The organism is Endozoicomonas sp. ALD040, from assembly GCF_049275945.1.
Lineage (GTDB): Bacteria > Pseudomonadota > Gammaproteobacteria > Pseudomonadales > Endozoicomonadaceae > Endozoicomonas_A.
Window position 1 is genome coordinate 1,805,565 of sequence record NZ_CP184829.1, and the last position, 21,252, is coordinate 1,826,816.

15 protein-coding genes are annotated in these 21,252 nt (G+C 46.9%); 1 reads left to right on the top strand and 14 read right to left on the bottom strand.

Features of this window, described 5'->3' with window-relative positions; genetic code table 11:
- Positions 1–139: 139 nt before the first annotated feature.
- The 5 genes from ACOJUN_RS05870 to ACOJUN_RS05890 form a co-directional block, all read right to left on the bottom strand.
- A complete protein-coding gene (locus ACOJUN_RS05870; protein WP_422135733.1) occupies positions 140–2,068 on the bottom strand; it encodes a hypothetical protein in 1,929 nt (642 codons plus the stop codon).
- A 350-nt stretch (positions 2,069–2,418) separates the two neighbouring features.
- Positions 2,419–3,396 carry a hypothetical protein gene (locus ACOJUN_RS05875; RefSeq protein WP_422135734.1) on the bottom strand — a complete coding sequence of 326 codons (978 nt, stop codon included), beginning with the start codon at positions 3,394–3,396 and terminating at the stop codon, positions 2,419–2,421.
- 232 nt (positions 3,397–3,628) lie between these two features.
- Complete coding sequence (locus ACOJUN_RS05880) at positions 3,629–4,858, bottom strand: hypothetical protein (protein WP_422135735.1); 1,230 nt, start codon at positions 4,856–4,858, stop codon at positions 3,629–3,631.
- A 248-nt stretch (positions 4,859–5,106) separates the two neighbouring features.
- Positions 5,107–6,849, bottom strand: a complete 1,743-nt coding sequence (locus tag ACOJUN_RS05885; RefSeq protein ID WP_422135736.1) for an ankyrin repeat domain-containing protein — start codon at positions 6,847–6,849, stop codon at positions 5,107–5,109.
- A 120-nt stretch (positions 6,850–6,969) separates the two neighbouring features.
- Positions 6,970–8,115 carry a hypothetical protein gene (locus tag ACOJUN_RS05890; protein WP_422135737.1) on the bottom strand — a complete coding sequence of 382 codons (1,146 nt, stop codon included), beginning with the start codon at positions 8,113–8,115 and terminating at the stop codon, positions 6,970–6,972.
- A gap of 373 nt (positions 8,116–8,488) precedes the next feature.
- Here ACOJUN_RS05890 and ACOJUN_RS05895 point away from each other — a divergent pair, with 373 nt between their 5' ends.
- Entirely contained in the window at positions 8,489–10,123 is a 1,635-nt protein-coding gene (locus ACOJUN_RS05895) for an IS1634 family transposase (RefSeq protein WP_422135029.1), read from the top strand.
- Here ACOJUN_RS05895 and ACOJUN_RS05900 read toward each other — a convergent pair.
- The 9 genes from ACOJUN_RS05900 to ACOJUN_RS05940 form a co-directional block, all read right to left on the bottom strand.
- A complete protein-coding gene (locus tag ACOJUN_RS05900; protein ID WP_422135738.1) occupies positions 10,022–11,584 on the bottom strand; it encodes a hypothetical protein in 1,563 nt (520 codons plus the stop codon). The genes ACOJUN_RS05895 and ACOJUN_RS05900 overlap by 102 nt on opposite strands.
- Before the next feature lie 627 nt (positions 11,585–12,211).
- Complete coding sequence (locus tag ACOJUN_RS05905) at positions 12,212–12,790, bottom strand: chorismate mutase (protein WP_422135739.1); 579 nt, start codon at positions 12,788–12,790, stop codon at positions 12,212–12,214.
- 506 nt (positions 12,791–13,296) lie between these two features.
- Positions 13,297–13,842: a hypothetical protein gene (locus ACOJUN_RS05910; protein WP_422135740.1), complete on the bottom strand. Its 546-nt coding sequence runs from the start codon at positions 13,840–13,842 to the stop codon at positions 13,297–13,299.
- Between the two features lie 236 nt (positions 13,843–14,078).
- On the bottom strand, positions 14,079–15,560 hold the full coding sequence (locus tag ACOJUN_RS05915) for a hypothetical protein (RefSeq protein ID WP_422135741.1): 1,482 nt from the start codon (positions 15,558–15,560) through the stop codon (positions 14,079–14,081).
- 781 nt (positions 15,561–16,341) lie between these two features.
- The gene (locus tag ACOJUN_RS05920) at positions 16,342–17,589 is read right to left on the bottom strand and encodes a hypothetical protein (protein ID WP_422135742.1); all 1,248 of its coding nucleotides are present in this window, start codon (positions 17,587–17,589) and stop codon (positions 16,342–16,344) included.
- A 146-nt stretch (positions 17,590–17,735) separates the two neighbouring features.
- Positions 17,736–18,023 (bottom strand): hypothetical protein, encoded by a 288-nt coding sequence (locus ACOJUN_RS05925; protein ID WP_422135743.1) that lies wholly within the window; start codon positions 18,021–18,023, stop codon positions 17,736–17,738.
- Positions 18,024–18,162: 139 nt separating this feature from the next.
- Positions 18,163–19,167 carry a C2H2-type zinc finger protein gene (locus ACOJUN_RS05930; RefSeq protein ID WP_422135744.1) on the bottom strand — a complete coding sequence of 335 codons (1,005 nt, stop codon included), beginning with the start codon at positions 19,165–19,167 and terminating at the stop codon, positions 18,163–18,165.
- A gap of 25 nt (positions 19,168–19,192) precedes the next feature.
- The gene (locus ACOJUN_RS05935; RefSeq protein ID WP_422135209.1) at positions 19,193–19,747 is read right to left on the bottom strand and encodes a recombinase family protein; all 555 of its coding nucleotides are present in this window, start codon (positions 19,745–19,747) and stop codon (positions 19,193–19,195) included.
- 574 nt (positions 19,748–20,321) lie between these two features.
- On the bottom strand, positions 20,322–20,654 hold the full coding sequence (locus tag ACOJUN_RS05940) for a Rha family transcriptional regulator (protein WP_422135210.1): 333 nt from the start codon (positions 20,652–20,654) through the stop codon (positions 20,322–20,324).
- Positions 20,655–21,252: the final 598 nt, after the last annotated feature.

Genomic DNA, 21,252 nt, shown 5'->3' on the forward strand with positions numbered 1-21,252 from the left:
CTCTGGCTTTTGCCGGTATCGCATAACTCTCGCAACGCATTCCTACGTCCAGGTCCGGTGGGTCCCAGCGTGGGAACCAGAGCTTTGTGACGACCTCTGGAGCCCGGGAACAAGTTACAGGTTTATTGAGCACTGCGGACTACTCCTCATAGGGATCGACATCCATATCGGAATCAACATCCCACCCTGCTCCATGGGTATCGCTGGAATCTTCCGGGATGCCCGCAAGCTCCGTTGAATGATTATGAGCGCCGCTTATTGGCGGAAGTCGCGAAATTGATAATGACACGGCTAATAGGGCGTTAAGAAACGAAGATCCACGGCCAAAGCCGCAAGACGTGAGGTTGAAACCAGGCAGAGAATGCAAGCTTGCTCCTGAGGCTTGCAATTGAGATGGTTGGTTTTGTCGCCAGTTTTGTCCTGCACCACTTGCACTTGATGGCATGACACTAACCGAAGATCCACCAGCTTGTGGCTGAAAGGTTTGTGTTCGGCCCGCCGAACTTCCTTCGGATCTCAGCGACACTTCAGTTGATCCACCGGATTCTCCGAGTCTGCAAAAGCCATTGCAGGAATCGAAGAAACAATTAGAACTCATAGTATGGTTCCCAAGCTCCCTAAGATGACCATGAACGTCGCTTACCATAACGCCATATGGCCGAAATCGATCAAGTGGGAACCTGGCAGCTTCTGAACGTCCTATGCAGATACGAACCCAAGGTTCGCTGGTAGTCGAGGGGTCGAAACCAGCCACAAGATGGCCGATTGCTGCTGAGTTTTGTCGTTCGCGAAATGCAATTGATGGAATGACAATAAGCAAAGAACCACCGACTCCTAGTTGATTGTTTCGCATTCCCGTCATGCCACGATTAGTGTGGCCCGCCGAACTTCCTTCGGATCTCAACGACCCTTCAGCTGATCCACTATCGCCGGATTGTCGGAGTCTGCAAAAGCCATTGCAGGAATCGAAGGAACAATTAGAACCCATAGTGTGGTTCCCAAGCTCCCTAAGATGACCATGAACGTCGCTTACCATAACGCCATATGGCCGAAATCGATCAAATGGGAACCTGCCGACCTCTGAACGTGACATGACGGTACGAACCCAAGGTTCACTGGTAGTCGAGGGGTCGAAACCAGCCGCAAGATGGCCGATTGCTAATGAGTTTTGTCGGTTGCGAAATGCGATTGATGGAATGACAATAAGTATAGAACTACCGACTCCCAGCTGATAGGTTCGCGTTCCTGCCATGTCACGATTAGTGTGGCCCGTCGAACTTCTTTCGGAACTCCGCGACCCTGCAACTGATTCACTGCTACCGAATTGTCGGAGTCTGCAAAAGCCATTGCAGGAATCGACATAACAATTGAAACTCAGAGTATGCCGGGGTTGCTCAGGGCCCTGATTACCGCCCCCAGAGCCTGAGGACATGAGGCTGGACAAAGCAGTTGTAAGATGGGGAGTTGTTCCTGAGGCTTGCGATTGAGATGGCTGGTTTTGTGGTTGGTTTTGTTGCCCGTTTTGTCCTTCGCCATTTTGGGGTTTTGTCTTGGTGGTGATCAAAACCGGGTGATCTCCCTGTGCCAACATAGATACCGGGTCCAGTTGATCCATCGGGTTAAACAGCGGCGAATCGGGGTTCCAATAGCTTTTCAAAAGCAAGCCAAGAGTGGCAAACGCCTCTGCGAGCATCCATGAATAAGATTTGGCGCTCAGAGGGGTGTCGCCGGTGGTCAGAATCAATTTGTAAGCAACCAGCAGATGACTAACGTAAATTAATTCCCACGAGATCGATTCAATAAGGGACTTTGTTGCGCCATAACCGCCAACTCTGTGTGAATTGTCATCAGGCGGCAAAATTAGTCCTGCGTCATCACTTATGTCTGCGACGGATGATGGATTATACGACAACGCATCAAGATCACGCTGTATAAAAAAGCTTCCTTCCGAAACGCCTCCGTCGTGTTCAAACTCGACAATAAAATGTGTTTTCAACGATTCGGCGTGACAGGTAACAGCCAGCCACGCCAGCAATAAGAGCAATGACGAAGAGAGTGTTTTTTTCAAACTTAATCCTTAGATGCGTTTTGTGCTTTTTCTGAACAGGAAAGTTAGACCAAGAGATTAATAAATCAAGAAAACAGGCATTTTTTCAAAAACAACCACTTGTTCCAATGCTCAAACAGTGTCGTAAAACTCTGGTCTTCACGCTCTTAGGCTCTGTGGGTCCCAACATGGGAACGATTCTGGAAACCAAAGGTCGCACCGGGTAAGAAAATGTCGCTTGAGTAACTGCATCATTATCAGCACTTGCGATGAAGTTTAATTCTATGGGCGTGAGCATCCAAGCAGGGTGCCCCGCACACATCACAGATTTTGTAGAACATTGGCCCGGTACGAAGTGTATCCGCCGGGTCTCAGCCATCGGATGGTGCTCGGAATTTACACTCACCATAACAGGAATCGATGTGGCAATTGAAACCGTAAGTATGTTGGGGTTGTCTATGGCCCTCTGAACGTTTCGTTCGGCCAGTCCGCGCTGCGCAGGGGGTAAAATAGATGCCAGCCAAATACAGGACGGGAGTGAGAAGCCCCTCTACAACCTGACCAAGCAAACTTTGTTCTTCATTCGCCGTTCTACGGGGTGATGATCGGAGTTGACAAACGCCATGACAGGAACCAGCGTAACAACTTAAACCATAAGTATGTTGGGGTTGTTCAGGGCTTTCGCCACCATCGCCCGAGCCCGATGTCAGTGAGCTGGTGATAGAGCCTGAAATCCCGGTGCCAGTTGTTGTCCCTGAGGCTTGCTGACCGGATGAACTAGTTTGCTCATTTTGTGGTTGGCTTTGTTGCTGGCCATTTCCGGGGTGCATCATAGTGGTGATCACAAATGGGTCATCCCCCTGTGTCATCATAGAGGTCGCCTCCCGATGATCCATCGGGTTAAACAGCAGCGAATCGGGGTTCCAATAGCTTTTCAAAAGCAGGCCGACAGCGGCAAATGCTTCTACAGGTATCCATGAATTGGCTTTTTTACTTATAGGGTTGTCGCTGGTGGTAAGAACCAGTTTGTAAGCAACCAGCAGATGAGTGGCATAAATCAACTCCCACGAGATCGATTCAACAAGGGACTTTGTTGCGCCATAGCCGCCAACACTGCCAAGCTTGCCATCAGGCGCAAAAATTGATTCTGCGTCATAATTTATGTCAGCAAGGTATGACGGATTGCACGACAATGAATTAATATCACGCTTTATAGAAAAGCTCCCTTTTGGAACACCTTCATTTTGTTGAAACTCGACAATAAAATGTCTTTTCAATGATTCGGCTTGACAGATAGCAGTCACTGACATCAGCAACAACAGCAATGACGAAGAGAGTGTTTTTTTCAAAACTTAATCCTTACATCTGTTTTGTGCATTTTTCTAAACGGGAAACTTAGATCAAAAAATTGATAGAGCAAGAAAAAAAGCATTATTTCAAAGGCTAAAGGTCTCACCGGATAAGAATTCGCCGACAAGAAGAGGGCAGGATATCCCCCTGTTCACGGTAGACAAAAACTCCTCTGTCCTGTTAAAAAAACGAAAGTTATGTGAGATCATGGCGCGTTCCGGGCTTGTACTCTCAACGCCTTCTATTAAGCCTTCCATGAAGTCTTCTATTCTGCATTATTGCATGCCTTAATTTATGACGGAGCAGCTCTGCAGTATTCCCGAAGATCTTCCCACAAAGCCGCCGTCCGCCGTCCTCCCCAGCCACTCTCACGTCACAGAAATGTGGCTTGGCGTGGTGTTTACTTCTGTGAAGCCACAACATTCTGACACTCCTGAGGATCATCCCGCATGGCCGCTGCTCTCCATCCAGCCCGATCACTATCGCATGACATTCGTTTCTCCTGTTACGAATTCTATTGGCTGCCCCTGCATTTATCAGGCGTAAATTTGGGTTAACCGGAATGGGCTCTTGCTGGTAAATTTGCCCGTCGAAATCATTGTGGATCTGAACGTTGCAAGAGATTTCCGGGCGGGGACAGGAACTTTGTCCGGGTGTTGAGCCTGTATCTCCTGTCGTACTTTTTTCGGAATTCAGCGGTCCTTCAGCTGACTCTCTGCTATCAGATGATAGTCGGAATATACAGACGCCATTGCAGGAATCAGCGTAACAATTTAAAGCCAGGGTATGCTGCTGGTGTTGTTCAGGATTTTCGTTACCGCCGCCAGAGTCAGAAGACAGGAGCCGGGTGAGAGAGCCTGAGAGTCCGGTACTGCTTGCCCCTGAGGTTTCCTGACCGGGTGACTCTGATGGCCGACTTTGTTGGCCGTTTTCATGGACAGGAAGTACCATCATATTAATGGTTGCAAGCGGGTCATCCTGACTTGCCTTCAGCTGATCTATCAGATCAGACAGCGATGAATCGGGCTTCCAATAGTTTTTCAAAAGCCAGCCGACAGCTAAAAACGTTTCTACAAATAGCCATGGATAAGGTTTGCCACTCAAAGGGGGGGCATTGCTGGTCAGAACCCATTCGTAAGCCACCAGCAGATGAGTGGCGTAAATCAATTGCCATGAAATGGACTCAATAAGGATGGCTTTTAACCTGTAAACGTTCAGTCCATGTGGTTCATCATGAGGCGATAAATCGGGCTCTGCATAGCCTTTTGTGTCGGCAATATCTGACGAGTTGCGTGACAGAGTAGCGAGGTCATGCTTTATAGAAAAAGTCTGGATTGAAGAACCTGCATCATCCTTTTGAAACTCGACAACAAAACTTTCTGTCAACGGGTAGGGCTGACAGATAACAGATAATGAGGCAAGCAGTAAAAGCATGGCCACATAGAGTGAGTTTTTCATCATTGCACTCGTGCATATGGTATACAGACAAGAAAGATAGATAGAGAAAGTGACAAATCAAAAAAGCGTTTTTTGTCAAAAACCAAAGGTTGCATGAGGTAAAAATTTTTCAGGAAGAAGATGCCAGAACACAAACCATCCCCGACCCGAGTCTAATTGTCGTCCACTGTCGTTCGGTTAAAAATCGAAAGATATGTGAGATTGGATGCGTGTTTTGAGTTTCAGTCCACACTGGGAAATCACAAAGCCTTTTACCGCGACCTGTATTGTCCGCTCTTATATCCCCACCCTCGTTTGGGCAAGGGTTTATGACGTTTTTGCCAGAAGGACAGCGGTCGGTAAACAAAAGCTCTCAGGTGCTTGGGCAGCTGCAGGCAATTGGAATCGGCGCACAGGGTCTGCCAAAAATTAGCCCGGTTCTGCACCAGCCGCTTGCGGATAGAGGCACGGGCCCAACACTGTAGCGACGCCGGTTGATAAGGTACAGGTGTATAATTCTTCAGGATGTTAGCAACTTTGATATGCCCGTTCTTCTCAGCCAGATGGAGTAAGCTCAAATCGGGCTTATTGTGCTTATTACTGACATTCGGGGGAACCCATAGCTGGTCAAATGGAACAAAGTGCCCGGCCAGCAAAATGGTGACGATTTCTACTCCTTCTGAATAATAACAATACCCATACCCATACCCATACCCATACTCATCCCCATACCCATAAACTAGCCTATCTTGCAGATCTTGATGGATAACTTTAACGCCCTCAGAATCACGAACATTTGGATTGGCACCATTGGCCAGCAGGAGCTTGATCACCTTCAGATCACGTGAGCTTACCGCAAGAGACAATGGAAAGAGAAAGCCATTGGGATCATTTGGTTCCACGCCGTTGGCCAGAAGGGTGGCTGTCATTTGCGGACCACTGCGTATCGCCCAGCACAACAGTAGCGTACGGTCAAAGTAACCGGAATGGTACAGACTGGCACCGCTATGAAGCAGTAGTTCAACGATTTCAGCATGTCCATCCCTTATCGCAAACCATAGCGGACAGTGGCCTTCGTGGTCCGGGGCATCGGGGTCAGCACCACCAGCCAAAAGAAATTGGACAGTATTACTGTGACCTCTCGATACTGCATTATGCAGCAATGATCCACTGTGGCGCCGGGCATTTGCATCGCCCCCTTGATTGAGCGTGGTGCATACCGTTTCTGAGTTTATGGATGAAACAGTCACGCTGTCAGGGCCGATTGTCTGGTTGATATCAGTGAGTTGAGTGGACAATTGATCCGGAAAAACACCAGTATTCAGAGGCCCTTCGGCGGACTCTTTGCTATCGGTTGATGATCGGAGTTTACAAACGCCATTACAGGAATCCACATAACAATCTAAACCCAAAGTATGCTGGTGTTGCTCAGAGCCCTCGTTACCGCCACCAGAACCAGAAGACAGAGGACTGCTAGAATAACTGCCAGGTTGGTTGGAGGAGGTTCCTGAGGCTTGTTGACCGGATGATGATGGCTGCTGGTTTCGTTGGCCGTTTTGTTGTTGGTTATTTCCGGGGAGCATCATCCTGGTGATTGTAAAAGGCTCATCCCCCTGCGACATCATAGAGGCCACCCCCGGTTTTTCCAGTGGATTAAACAGCAGTGAGTCGGGGTTCCAATAGCTTTTCAAAAGCCAACCAACAAGGACAAAAGCTTCTGAAGGTAGCCATGATATTGACTTGGCGCCCAGAGCAGCGCCATGAACCAGTTCGTAAGCAACCAGCAGATTCGTGGCGTAAAGCCATTGCCATGAAATGGACTTGATAAAGGCCGTCTTTAATCCATTACCGCTAAGTCTATGTCGTTTATTAACAGGTAGAAAATCTGAATCTGGATCGCCATTTGTGTCAGCTATGTCTGACGAGATGTGCGGCTGTGTATTGAGATCACTCTTTATAGAAAAACTCTGGGTTGAAGAGCCTGCATCCTGTTGAAATTCGACAACAAAAGGCATTGTCAACAGTTCGGCTTGGCAAAAGACAGATATTATCGCTAGCAGCGTCGGCAAGAGTATGTTTTTCATCATTCCAGTCGCGTATAGGGTTTTGGACAAGAAAGATAGATAGAAAACTGCCTACAAAGGTTCCACAGGTCCCTCATATTTGATTATGACTTTAAATTCATTGCGTAACCGCTCCGGAACATTTTCTCGCAGGAAACGCTCCACATAGGTGCTTAACTCTTGCCTTTCTTCCTGGGTGCAATCGTAATCAGCCATTACTTCCAACTGAAGTTGACCTCTGGTCCTACCGGATGTTCCCACTGCACACACAAGTCGATTCTTCCAAAGCATAGAGCCAACTAAGTCTATTAACTCTCTCCTCATGCCACTAACAATGCTCCTTTCTGAGTTTATGGATAAAATAGCCACGCCCGTCCTATCATGGCTGATTGTCTGCCTGATATCAGTGCTTTGACTGGAGAATTGGGCTGGTAAAACACCAGCATTCAGCGGCCCTTCGGCGGACTCCTTGCTATCAGTTGATGATCGGAGTTTACAAACACCCTGACAGGAATCGAAGTAACAATCTAAACCCAGAGTATGCTGGCGTTGTTCAGGGCCTTCGTTACCGCCACCAGAGCCAGAAGACAGATGACTACTGGAATAACCGGAAAGTTGGGTGGAGGTGGTTCCTGAGGCTTGCTGACCGGATGATGATGACTGCTGGTTTCGTTGGCCGTTTTGTTGCTGGTTATTTCCGGGAAGCATCATCCTGGTGATTGAAAAAGGCTCATCCCCCTGCTTCATCAAAGAGGCTGCCTCTGGCTTTTCCAACGGATCAAACCGAAGTGAACCGGGGCTCCAATAGCTTTTCAATAGCAAACCAACAAGGACAAACGCTTCTAAAGGCAACCATGAAATTGGCTTGGCGCCCAGAGCGGCGTCGTGGATGGTAAGGATCAGTTCGTGAGCAACCAGTAGATTTGTGGCGTAAAGCCATTGCCATGGAATGGACCTGATAAAGGCTGTCTTTAACCCATAACCGCTAAGTCCATGTCGTTTATCAACAGATAGAAAATCTGAACCTGGATAGCCATTTGTGTCAGCGATGTCTGACGAAATGCGTGGCTGCGCATTGAGATCACTCTTTATAGAAAAGCTTTGGGTTAAAGAGTCTGCATCCTGTTGAAATTCGACAACAAAACGCCTTGTCAACAGTTCGGCTTGGCAGAAGACGGGTATTATCGCCAGCAGTGTCGCAAAGAGCGAGTTTTTCATTGTTCCATCTCTACATTCTAATTTGTTAAGAAAAAAATAGATCGAAAAAGTGACAAATCAAAAAAAACGGTTTTTTGTCAAAAATCAAAGCTTGCATCAGGTAAAATTTGCCGGGAAGAAAATGCCGGAATACAATTCATCCGTGACCTGATTATAAATGACGTCTACCGTCGTTCGGTTAAAAATCAAAAGATATGTGAGATTGGAACGTTTTCAAACCCTTCGATTATTTCATTCAGACGGGTATTGCTTCTGGTGGAATGTTCTCCTGTGAAGAAGCAGCTCTTCAGTAGTATCTGCCTTTCACCACCCCGATTGATATTTGCCTAAAATCTGTTGTCAAAGAAATAAACAGACATTCAGGTGCACCAACATGCCTCAAGCTCAATACCAGTCTAAGAACCTCAACCACCTTGGCTTGGTTGCCGCTATGTGTCGGGAGTTAAAGATAGCCGAATACATTGATGCCCGTATCACAAATGACTCCGATGTTCGTAATGTCACTATTGGACAAGCTGTAGTCGCAATGATCATCAATGGCTTGGGCTTTACGGGGCAAACTCTGTACATGCTCCCTGAGTTTTTTGAGGATAAGCCGATTGACCGCCTTATCGGGGAAGATATACAGGCCGAACACTTGAACGACAAGGTACTTGGTCGGGCTCTCGACAGTTTGTACGACGCTGGTGTTAGCGACTTGTATCTCAATCTGGCCGTCAAGGTCGTCAATCATCTGAAACTTCCTTGCAAGGCATTAAATCTGGATGGCACCAGCTTTCATGTGGATGGAGTCTATAACAGTCATGACAATCCAGACGACTTAAATTGTATTCATATCTGCCAAGGTTACAGCCGTGACCACCGGCCTGACCTGAATCAGGTAGTCTTGCAGTTAATGACTGAAAATCAGGCGGGCATCCCTGTGTTTATGGCCCCTGCCAGCGGTAATGTAAACGACAAAACCTGTTTTCAGGAAATTATCAAAAATCATCTGTCATGTTTTAAGGCCGCTTTGAATAGCCGCTATCTGGTTGCTGATGCTGCCATGTATGTTGCAGAAACCCTTCAGTTGCTTGATGAGCAAAAGCAGCTGTTTATCTCCCGGGTGCCCCTGAACATCAAGGAGGCAAAGGAGCTGGTCTGCAAAGCGCCAACCATGTCGCTGGTGCCTGTTGAAGGCTATGAAGATTACTACTCAGCTGAAGTGCCTTCCTGCTACGGAGGGGTTCAGCAACGATGGTTCCTGTTTCTCAACAAAAAGCGCGGGCTTAGTGAACGGAAAACATTGACCCGGAAGATGCAAAAGCAGTCACTGAAAGAGGCCCGTGATCTGGAGAAGCTGAGCAAAAAGGCCTTTTTGTGCCGGGACGATGCATTGAAGGCTTTTGCCTTGTGGCAGAAACAATCGAAACTTTGCCAAAGCGAAACAGAGCCAGAGGTTATCCGTAAACCCTGCTATTCGGGCAAAGGAAGACCATCGCCGGATAGCAAGCCTGATCACTTCGAGTACTTTGTGCAGGCTGAATGCTTTGTTTCCTGCGAGAAAAGGGAGCATGCAGAAGCCTCACTGGGTTGTTTTATCCTAAGCACCAATGAACTGGATAAAAATAGTTTGAATGCCTCTGAGCTGCTGTCTACTTATAAGTCGCAACAAAAAGTTGAAGGCGGCTTTCGGTTCCTGAAGAGCCCGGACTTTCTGGTCTCTTCGCTCTATCTGAAGAAAGCGGAACGTATTGAAGCCCTGTTAATGGTGATGACTCTATGCCTGATGGTCTATGCTGCTATCCAGCACAGAATCAGGCAGGAACTGAAAAAGCAAAGTCGTGTATTTCCAGACCAGAAAAAAAAGCCCTGCCAGAACCCAACAGCAAGATGGGTATTTTTCTGTTTCCAGGGGCTTAGTGTATTAACGGTCAATAATCAGGAGGAACATGTGATTGGCTTGAAGGAAAGGCAGTGGACGATCATTCAAATTTTGGGCATTTTTTACGAGTCCATGTATTCCTGATAGGGGTGGTGAAAGGCGGGTAGTATTGAAGATCGCTCCGCATAGTTGTTGCAGCAATCCCCCCGCGTCATCATCCACTAAAGCAGCCAGATCACAAAAATGTGACCCGATAATATGGTCACTTCTTCCGGGATGCGACCATCTGATATCCCATTCACCTTCGTGATATAACTGGCTGTGACTCTGCTGCTGTACACTATCTCTGAAGACCGTCCCGCATAATCGCTGATCACCATCCTCCCCGCACACTATCAGGTCACAGAATGCTGGCTCAACGTGGTATCTCATTTTGTGACTCGACAGCAATTTTTTATTCCTTAAGTGCGAACCGCATGGCATTCGCCTGCCATTCCTCAAAATCACTGGTCTGTCACAGACAACTGTTTTGAGACGATTTGCATTGGCTGTCCCTGCACCTAGTCCGGTGTGGAATCTGATTTTGTGACACGACAGCCTTCTGGCACTCCTGAGGATCTCCCCGCATGGTCGCTGGTCGCCATCCTGCACCAGTATCACGTCACATTCGTATCCCCTGTCACGGGCTGTATTGGCAGCTCCTGCATTTGCCGGGCTTACAGTTGGGTTAACCGGAATGGGGTCTTGTTGGTTCATTGGCTCGTGAGAATTATTTTGGGACTCAACGTTATTTGGGAATTCCGGGCAAGGATATGGGCTTTGCTCTGGTGTTGTTCCTGTTTGTCCTGTCGAACTTTCCTCAACATTCAGTGGCAATTCAGCTGGCTCACTGTTCTCGGGTGACGGTCTGAATATACAAGCGCCATGACAGGAATCGACGAAGCAATTTAAACCCAAAGTATGCTGCTGGTGTTGTTCAGGGTCTTCGTTGCCGCCACCAGAGTCAGAAGACAGGGAGCCGGTGACAGAGCCTTGAATTTGGGCGCTGTATGCTGAGGCCTGCCCACTGGAAGATTCTGATTGCTCGCTTTGTTGCTGGCTTTGTTGTTGGCCTTGCTGTTGACCATTTCCGGAGAGCATCATGGCAGTGTTCGCTAATGAGTCATCCTGACTTGCCTCCAGTTGCCCCATCGGTTTAAACAACGGTGAATCGGGGCTCCAATAGCTTTTAATAATCCAGCCGACAGCGATAAAGCTTCCAACGCTTAACCATAGATTAGCTCTGAATTGAGGAGCTGTATTAGTGATCAGGAACTCGTCAGCAACCAGCGGACTGATAGCGTAAACCCATTGCCAGGAAAGAGATTCAATAAGGGTCGTTTTTAGCCCGCAACCGCCAATTACCTGTGGTTTTTCGGCAATGTCTGACTGGTTGCACGACAGTGTGTTAGAGTCGCTCTTTATACTAAAATTCTGGATTGGAGAACTTGCACCACCCCGCTGAAACTCGACAACAAATCGTCTTTTCAACATTTCGCCGTGACAGATGACAGATAATGAAGCAAGTAGTAACAGAAGTGCCACATAGAGTGAGTTTTTCATCATTCTATTTGTGCATACGATTTATAGACATGAAAGATAGAACGGGTAAGTGTCAGATCAAGAAAATAAACGTGTTTTCAGACTCAAAGGGCAAACAGTAAGCGGTAAAACGATAATAATTAATCTGCCCAAGGTAAAATTCAGCCTTTGCAGTGTCAGGCACCTCCAGGTTTCGTTTCTGAAGCTTCTGTACTTGCTTTGCAAAGGTAATAGGAGGCTTGAGATAAGGGCGCTTGTGGGCTGGCTTCTTTCCGGAGGAACTCATAGTACCCTTCAATGACCGATAACTTATTGGATTTATTGATCCCCAGAAACGAGTAACCCCTCACGGTGCGCTGATCTTACGGGAAGCGGGAGGGGTATTGCTACGGGAACTATAGCGTAACTGCCAGCGAAATCAAGTGCGGTTTCATCTGATGACAGCCCTGTTTATAAGGACGCCAGGAGGCCGACCTAACTAACACTAAACAAAAGCCCCTGTCAGCCTATTATGGATGTCATTCCAACCACTGTTTCAACGATGAGACTATTTCGCCTTGTGCAGCCAGGAGTATGCTTTTTGAGCATCGAGCCAAGCGGACTGATGACTGGTTTGGAGATGATATGCACTACAGGTTTCAACGCACTGCACTAGCTCTTGATCAAACGTATCCTCTGAAGACTTTCAAACATCTTCTTTTTATCGTTTTCAGATAAATGCTTTGTATTCACCGTTCTGACAAAGTCTTTCTGCAGATTATTATCAAAAGACCCTCCACCTTTCAGGTATTCGCTGATTCTAACCACAATTTCATCACCAAGCTCCAAAAGCTTTGGCCTGACCTCAGAAGCTAAATCCCGATATTCACTATTTTCAGGATGGGTAGATAACCAGTCAGCCCTATAGCGATATTGAATCGCCTTGGCAGCATCCATCTGTGCCTGAAAGAAACCAACAATAGAGTCCGGTTGTAAACCTGCCTGCTGCGCATCGACCAATGCTTTCTCAAGCACCTGCTTTTCTCTGGCCAAGTCTTCAATCGCACTGTGGCTTTTGGCCTTGGATAAGGCGACATCCTGCATATAATTCAACCGTTGGTTGATTAACTGAAAGATTCCATTCGACATTGTATCGGCAACCGTCAAGGTGGAGAGTGTCAAACAGAGCAAACCAATGACTACAAGCTTTGTACTTCCCCAACAATCCTCAGAGCTTAGAACCAGTTTCATTCTGTCGATTCCGCTAGTGACACAGTTCATATTTTCCCAATACCTTCAAATATCTGCCAAAGTCACCAGTGCTTGAGATGAAAAATAAGCTCATACTTAACTCCATTGACAGCCTCTAGGAGGCCGACCGAGAATAGACTGCCCTACTGCGGCGGCAGCAAATTGGTCTGAAAATCCGCTTTTGTTCGTCAAATAGCTCGCTATTCTCCTCACAAAACCGAATTTTCATCCTCAATTTTCTGCCGTCCTCGCTACGGGCGCTATTCTCGGTCGGCCTCCTAGAAGTACGGGGTTTTATGCTCATTCGATAAAACAACATAATTCATGTCGCTGATTGGATGTCCCCAAACCTCTTCCCCAAACCTGCACTGGCAGGAATCGGCGAAACAATTTAAAAGCAAAGTTTACTGCTCGTGTTGTTCAGGATCCCCGCTACCACCACCAGAGTCAGAAGTCAGGGAGCCGGTGACAGAGTCTGGGAGGTGTTTGCCCCTGAGGCCTGCTGACTATTGGTCGCTTTGTTGCTGGCCTTGCTGTTGGCCATTTCTGCGGAGCATCATGCTGGTGTTCGCAAATGGTTCATCCTGACCCGCCTCCGGTTGACCCATCTGCGGTGAATCAGGATTCCTATAGTTCTTAGCAAACCAGGAGACAGCCATAAACGCTTCCCAAGTTAGCAATAGTTTATATCTGTGGCTAAAAGCGGCATTGTTGATAACGACCAGTTCATACAAAACCAGCAGATTGCTAATGTATATCCATTGCCACGAAACGGACTCAATAAAGGTCATTAACCCATAACCGCCAAGTCCGCGCTGTTTGTCATCAGGCAGAGCAGATGACTCTGCACGGCCGCTGTTGTTAGCAATGTCTGACTGATTGCACGACAGTGTATAAGAGCCATTCTTTATAGAAATATTCTGGACTGAAGAATCTGCATTATCCTTTTGAAAGTCCACAACAAATCGTCTTTTCAACGTTCCACCCTGACAGATTGCAGATAGCGAAGCAATCATCAACAGCTGCGCCACACAGAGTGATTTTTTCATCATTCCATCCCCGCATATGACTTGTAGAAAAGATAGATAGAGAAAGTGTTAAATCAAGAAAATAAACCTGTTTTTCTGTCAAAAACCAAAGGTTGCAGCAGGTGAAAGTTTGCCGTTAATAAGATACCAGAATACAAGCTATCCCTGACCAGAGTGTAAATGACGTCTACTGCTGTTCGGTTAAAAATAGAAAGGTAGGTGAAATTGAAGCATGTTTAATAATTCTACCCAGCATGACATCAATTCTGGTGATATCCACTTCTGTGACAATAGAGCTCATCAAGAGTAATGAAGATCCTTCCGCATAGTTGCCAAACCTGTCTCCCCTCGCCATCGTCCACGAGCCCTGCCATGTCACAGAAGTGTGACCCAATAATGTGGTCCCTTCTTCCGGGATGCGACCATCTAATATCCCATTCACCTTCGTGGTTCAACAAGCTGTGACCCTGCTGCTCCGCGATATTCCTGTAGACCTTCCCGCATACTCTCTGCTCGCTATCCTCCCCGACCACTATCAGGTCACAAAATGCTGGCTCAATGTGGCATTGTGTTCTGTGACGCGACAGCATTTCTTGATTCCTGAAGGACATCTCGCATGGCCGCCGCCTGCCATCATTGAGGATGATTAGCGCGTAACAGAATTTTGGCACGCAGTGGGATCTTCTTACATGAAGCGACCGCCCCTGAACAGTCCTGAAGACCTTCCCGCATCTCTGCCGTTGACCATCCTCTGCGACCATTATCACGTCACATTCGATTCTCCTGCTACGAGTTATATCGGGTGCCCTTGAATCTGTCTGGTATAAAGTGGGACTAGCTGGTCCGTGTTCTTGCTGGTTAATTTGGCCGCGAAAATTATTTTGGATATGTGCATTATTTTGGATTTCCGAGCGAGGGTGTGAGCTTTGTCCGGGTGTTGCTCCTGTGTGTCCTGAAGAACTTTCTTCGCAATTCAGCAGCACTTCAGCTGGCTCTCTGCTCCGGAATGATGATCTGAGTCCACAAACACCGTGACAGGAATCGACGTAACAATTTAAACCGAAAGTATGCTTCTGGTGTTGTTCAGGATCTCCGTTACCATCGCCAGAGTCAGAAGACAGAGGGCTGGTGAGAAAGCCTGTGAGTTGGGTGGTGGTTGCCCCTGAGGCCTGCTGACCGGACACTGCCGATGGCTGGTCTTGTTGGCCATTTTGTTGTTGGTTTTGTCCGGGTAGCATCATAGCGCTAATCGCAAACGGGTCATCCTGACTTGCCTTTAGCTGTTCTATCGGGTCAGACAGCGGTGAATCGGAGTTCCAATAGCTTTTCAAAAGCCAACCAACAACGACCAACGCTTCTACAGGTGTCCATGAATAAGGTTTTGTGCTCATGGCAGCGGCACGGGTACTCAGAACCAGTTCGTATGCTACCAGCAAATTCGTGCCGTAAATCAATTGCCACGAAATCGACTCAATAAAAGACGTTTTTAGTCCGTAACTGCCAAGTCTGTGCGGTTTGTTATCAGGCCGAAAAATTGATCCTGAATAGCCGTTTGTGCCAACAATGTCTGACGGAGTAAACGACAGCGTATTAAGGTCACGTTTTATGAAAAAGTTACCAATTAGAGAACCTGCATCCTGTTGAAGCTCGACAACACAGCGTCTTGTCAGTGTTTTAGCCTGACAGACTATGGACAACAGCAACAGCGCGGACAGGAATGCCGCAGAAATTGGTGTTTTCAAAACCTTATTCTTACATCTGTTCTGTGTTTTACGATCATAGGGTGAATCTGACACTGCATAGCTATTTGTTTCGGCAATTCCTGACGATTTACACGACTCTGTATGCAAGTCACACTTTATAGAAAAGTTCTGATTTGGAGAGCCTGCATCCTGCTGAAGCCTGACAACAAAACGTCTTGTCAACGGTTCGGCCTGACAGGTGATAGATAGCGACGCTGGCAGTATAAACAATGCCGCAAAGAGTGAGTTTTTCATCATTCCATTCGTGCATTCTATTTTGTAGAAGAGAAAGATAGATCGGGAAAGTGATAGATCAAGAAAATAAGTATGTTTTCTGTCAAAAACCAAAAATTACACCGGATGAAAGGTACATCGTATATAAGTACTCAGCCATACGGAATCGAATATTTCTGGCTTATTGGGCAGGTGCTCTGCAAGGCGCAACGACGGGAACATAGCAAGCTATGTGACCAGAGTTGCAACGCATCACGACTGCATGGATGCAGGAGCTAGAGCAACGCAGGAGCAGTTGCCGCGAGTGCCTGAACAATGAGTCAGAAAATATGATTTCGTATGGTTGACTACTTGACCTATGGTGGAGCGAAAAAATCATTCTGCTCTTGGTCAATAGGGTGGCGTTTTCGGTTACCCCGCGTGGCAACCTCTGAGCATCCGCGTTAGCCACTGTCTCGACAGGGGTTAAGTGCCTGGCAAGACGTGCCCCGTCAGCATCAGTTGAAGTTATCACGGCATTTCTGCTGCTGGCCATTCTCGATGAACATTATTTGTCAGAGATATCTTCCCTTTCATTATTTTTTATAGAGGCTGCAACTGCATTCATTGAGTTTATAAGTGACTGGCTATTTGTTGAGTTGAGATAAATGCTTTGAGTGACAGGAAAATCATCAGGAGGATCGACAGAGAGGTCAACCAGTATCTCAAAATCATCGGGAAGATAATTGGAAGTATCCATCAATGTGTCGGCATCATCAGGGAGATAAATAGAAGGATCCATCTCTCTGTCGACATCATCAGGGAGGTAAACAGAGCGATCAATCGATGTGCCAAAATCAGAAATGATATATACAGGAGGGTCAAGTAATGTACCAAACTCAGAAATGATATAAACGGGGGGTTCATTCAATGTGCCAGGATCAGTCGATGTAGAGTTCTCTCGATTGCGGGGCTGTTCACAGTGAAAATCGGCTGGATCAGCATGAAGAGTGTCGCATACCGAACTATCTGGGAAATTCAGCGAGCGTTCAGCTGACTCTCTGTTTCGGAGTGGTGATCGAAGTTTACAAACACCAATACAAGAATCGACGAAACAATTTAAACTCAACGTATGTCGGCTTTGTTCAGAGCCTTCGTTACCGCCACCGGAGCCGGAATGCTGAGGGCTGTTGAAAGAACCTTTAATTTGGCTGTTTGCCCCGGGGGCCTGCTGATCAGTTGATAATACTGTTGGCTGATTTCGTTGCTGGTTTTTTTGTTGACCATGTTCGAGGTACGTCATTGTGATGGTCGCATATGGGTCATCCTCCTGTAACATCATAGAAGCCGCACCCAGTTGATCCATTGTGTTGAACAGCGCTGAATTGGCGTTCCAATAGCCTTTCAGGAGCCAGCCGACAGCGACAAACGCATCTACTGGTATCCTTAAACAAGGTTTGGCGCCTGAAGGAATGTTATTGGTCAGGATCAGTTCGTAAGCAACCAGCAGATGAGTGGCGTAAAACAGCTGCCATGAAATCGACTCACTAAGGGTCGTTTTTGACCCATCACCGCCAAGTCTGTGTGGTTCGTCATCAAGTAGCCTATTTGAACCAGAATGGCTATTTGTCTGGGCAGTGTATGACGGGTTGCCCGCTAGTCCATGCTGGCCAAGCTTTGTAGGAAAGTTCCCGTCTGGAGAACCTGAATTCCGTTCAAGCACCACAACAAAACTCTTTGTCAACGGTTTGGCCTGACAGATGACAGATAACGAATAAAGCAGCAACAGCAGTGCCGCAGACAGAGAGTTTTTCATTACATTCCAGTCTGTAGCTTATAATATTCAGTTCTTATTTTTTAAGAGGAAAGATAGATCAAGAAATCGGTAGTTCAAGGAAATAAGCGTATTTTTCGATGTTGCTGCTGCCCTGTCTACTTTTGGTCGTTATGTCCCGACCGATTTTAATTAGCCTTAAAATCATCCTCATCACCAGAACCGGGGCAGGTTCGGTAACCGCCAATTCTTTGTGGTTTGTCATCAGGCGGCAAAGCCGGTCCCCGACAGGCGTATGTGTCTGAGATGTATGACGGATTGCCTGACAATATAAGCTGCTCAGGCTTTATGGCAAATCTCCGGATTGGAGAATCTCCACCCTGTTCAAATTCGACAACAAAACTTCTTTTCAATGTTGCAGCCTGACAGAGGACAGACAACGAAAACAGCAGTGCCATAGAGAGTGTGTTTTTCAAAACTTTATCCTTACATCTGTTTCGTGCTTTGTTTTTGTCTTTCTTTTTTTCAGATTGGAAGCTGGGAGAGTGATTGATCAAGAAAACAGGCATCTTTTCGGTCAAAAAAAAGCTTGCAGCGCGAAATGACAATCAGAAATCAATCACTTGACTTTGCATCATCAAGTTTTCGTTTCCGGTGTTGCCTTCTGTGATTCGACAGGGCTTGACTGTTTGGCAGGGACTTATGGCACTCAGAGCAGGTTTGCTCTCCGGTGTGATCCTTTCTTCTATGAGCCGCCAGGGCTTTCACGTTTGGCAGCGTAGTCTGGCACTCAGGGCAGGTTCGCTCTCCGGTGTGATCCTTTCTTCTATGAGCCGCCAGGGCTTTCACGTTTGGCAGCGTAGTCTGGCACTCAGGGCAGGTTCGCTTTCCTGTGTGATATTGACTTTTGTGAGCCGACAGGGAATGAGCGTTTGCCAAGGTCTTCTGGCACTCAGGGCAGGTTCGCTTTCCTGTGTGATATTGACTTTTGTGAGCCGACAGGGCATGAGCGTTTGCCAGGGTCCTCTGGCACTCAGGGCAGGTTTGCTTTTCGGTGTGATCTTTTCTTTTGTGAACCGACAGGGCTTGAGTGTTTGGAAGGGTCTTCAGGCACTCAGGGCAGATTCGCTCTCCGGTGTGATATAGACTTTTGTGAGTCGACAGGACTTGAGCGTTTGGCATGAGCTTCTGGCAATCAGGACAGGTTTGCTCTCCGGTGTGGTCTCTTCTTTTGTGAAGCAACAGGGCTTGAGCGTTTGGCAGGGTCGTCTTGCACTCAGAGCAGGTTTGCTCTCCGGTGTGATCTTTTCTTTTGTGAACCGCCAGGGCTTGAGCGTTTGGCAAGGACTTCTGGCACTCAAGGCAGGTCCGCTCTCCGCAATGATACTGACTTTTGTGAGTGTGCAATGAGGCTTGAGAGCTAAATAATTTTTTACAGCCGGGGTGATGACATCGGTATTTTTTGATGACTGCCTTTTTCTGTTTTTCCGCAGGAGGTGGATTTAATTTTAATGACCCACCGGTTGTGCTGTCAGCTTCTGAGACAACTGTCGGTGCTTCAGCAGGATGGCTTACCGAGCCAGATTCCTGATCGCCTGCTTGCCAATAGACGGATAACAACCAATAGTACAGGAAAATAAAGTGACTAACCTTGTTGCTCCTCAAGCACTCTATAGACAGTCTTTCGGGCTATCCCTAGCTCCTTTGCAATAGCAGTGGCTCCCATGCCACCCGCTTTCAACTCCCTTACTCTATCCCTATCGACTGATTGCTTACGGCCTTTGTAGACTCCTTTAGCTTTCGCCTTGGCTATCCCTTCAGCCTGTCTATCTTTAATCCTTGCTCTCTCGAACTCAGCTACAGCCCCAAAGATTTGAAGCATGAGCTTTGACATTGAATCATTCTTATTGGAGGAGAAGGTAAGACTCTCCTTATGGAACACTACAGTAACTCCCTTCTCATTAAACTCATTAACAAGGCTCTGAAGGTCTAACAAGTCTCTAGCCATTCTATCAATGCTGTGAACGTGTACTGTGTCTCCTTCTCTTAGCCAGTTCTTAAGCTCACCTAAAGCTGGTCTATTGGTTGTGCTTCCGCTGCATTTATCCTCAAATACTTTTACTCCTTCTTTAACTATCTCGTATTGTCTCTCTGTGTTCTGGTCAGTGCTGGAGACTCGTATGTATGCTGCTTCAGACATTGCTGTGTGTACCTTATTAGTGTGTCATTAGGCTTTAGACTTTCGGCATTATACGTGTGTCATTATCAAAAGCAACCCTATTGATACATCTATTTGTGTCACTGTCGGTGTGGCTCAAGGGTGTACCCTAGTGATACAGGAGAAGATAGAAGGGAGGAGAGGTAGAAGGAGAGGGAAGGAGAAGAATTAATTACTCCTCCTATTACAAAGAATGATTAACCCTAGGGGCGGCCTTTGGCTTTGGCCTATGGGGACATTCAGCCAGCCGCTATATATAAAGAAAGGGCTCAGAAATTTGTGGTAAAAATATTCAAGGGGTACTTGCTGGTGGTTTGGCTGGTGGCTCTCAGAGAAAACCCTTGGTTCTCTCAGGTAAATCCAAAAGTAGGTTCCCTTTTGAGTTCCTTCAGTACTACATGCAGAAGATCGGGAGTAGCGCAGCTGTTGCACCCAATAGCGCGCCAATCACGCAAGCTCCAATGATGCACCAGACTCCCGTTGGTACTGATTTAAATTTCATAAGCCTACCCCTACTGTTAATGCTTATTAGTGTCGCTGCTGTTTCAGTTAAGGATTACACCAGTGTTTGAATCAAAGCGTCAAGCACTGCGTTACCAGTGGAGGTAGGGATAACTTGCTGTGCCTGCTGTGCTTGTTGCTTCTCCTTCTCCAACTGCATCCATCTATCAATGACTGCTGCTCTGCGAACTACGTCATAGCCTGTTACGAGGATTTCACATTCACGACGTGGGAGGAGGTATTCCTTAGCCCGCTTGTTTTGTAGGGTTAGGTAGGAGGACTTAAATTTAAGGCGTCCTACTTTAAGTGTGTCTAACATCTTTTCAATGGCAGCAATAACGTTATCGTGCCGCTTACCAACCAACTCAGCAATCTCACGGGAAGACATAGTTGTCTGTTGGTTTGGCTGTGTGTTTGGCTGCGTGTTTGGCTGTGTGTTTTGGCTGGTGGTTTGACTTTATTACTCCTCCCATTACCACCACCTACTAACTGAAGTCAATAGCAAATCAGGGTATAAAGTGTAATTACTTAGAGCACTATGTGATAACCCAGTCGTCAAGATGGATATTGTTGTTGAATATTTGTGATAGAGCCTAATGGATAATGGGTCATGGTTGTTGTATGAGGAGATAGTTAAAACCTCCAGATTTGGATGCCTGTAGGAGCGATTGAAGGAGCGTAAGAAGGAGTTGCTGAAGGGTCTTCAGCTTCCCTTTATTACTCCCACTCCTGTATTAATCAATGTGTACCCAAATCTGGACGGACATGAATCTCATTCCTTTGTATCAATCAATAGTTGTAAGTAGGAGGAGGTGTACATAGACCATCAGGAGGGAGCCTTTAGGGAACCTCTTCAGAGCCTCGTAGCCTCCCTAAGAGCTTTTCTGTTTCGGTGGTGAGATAGGTAGGAGTGAGTAGGGTTTTCTGAAGGGTTTTCCTTAAAGTGTGGCTATGCACCCCCTGAACTCCACCAGTCACCTACAGCC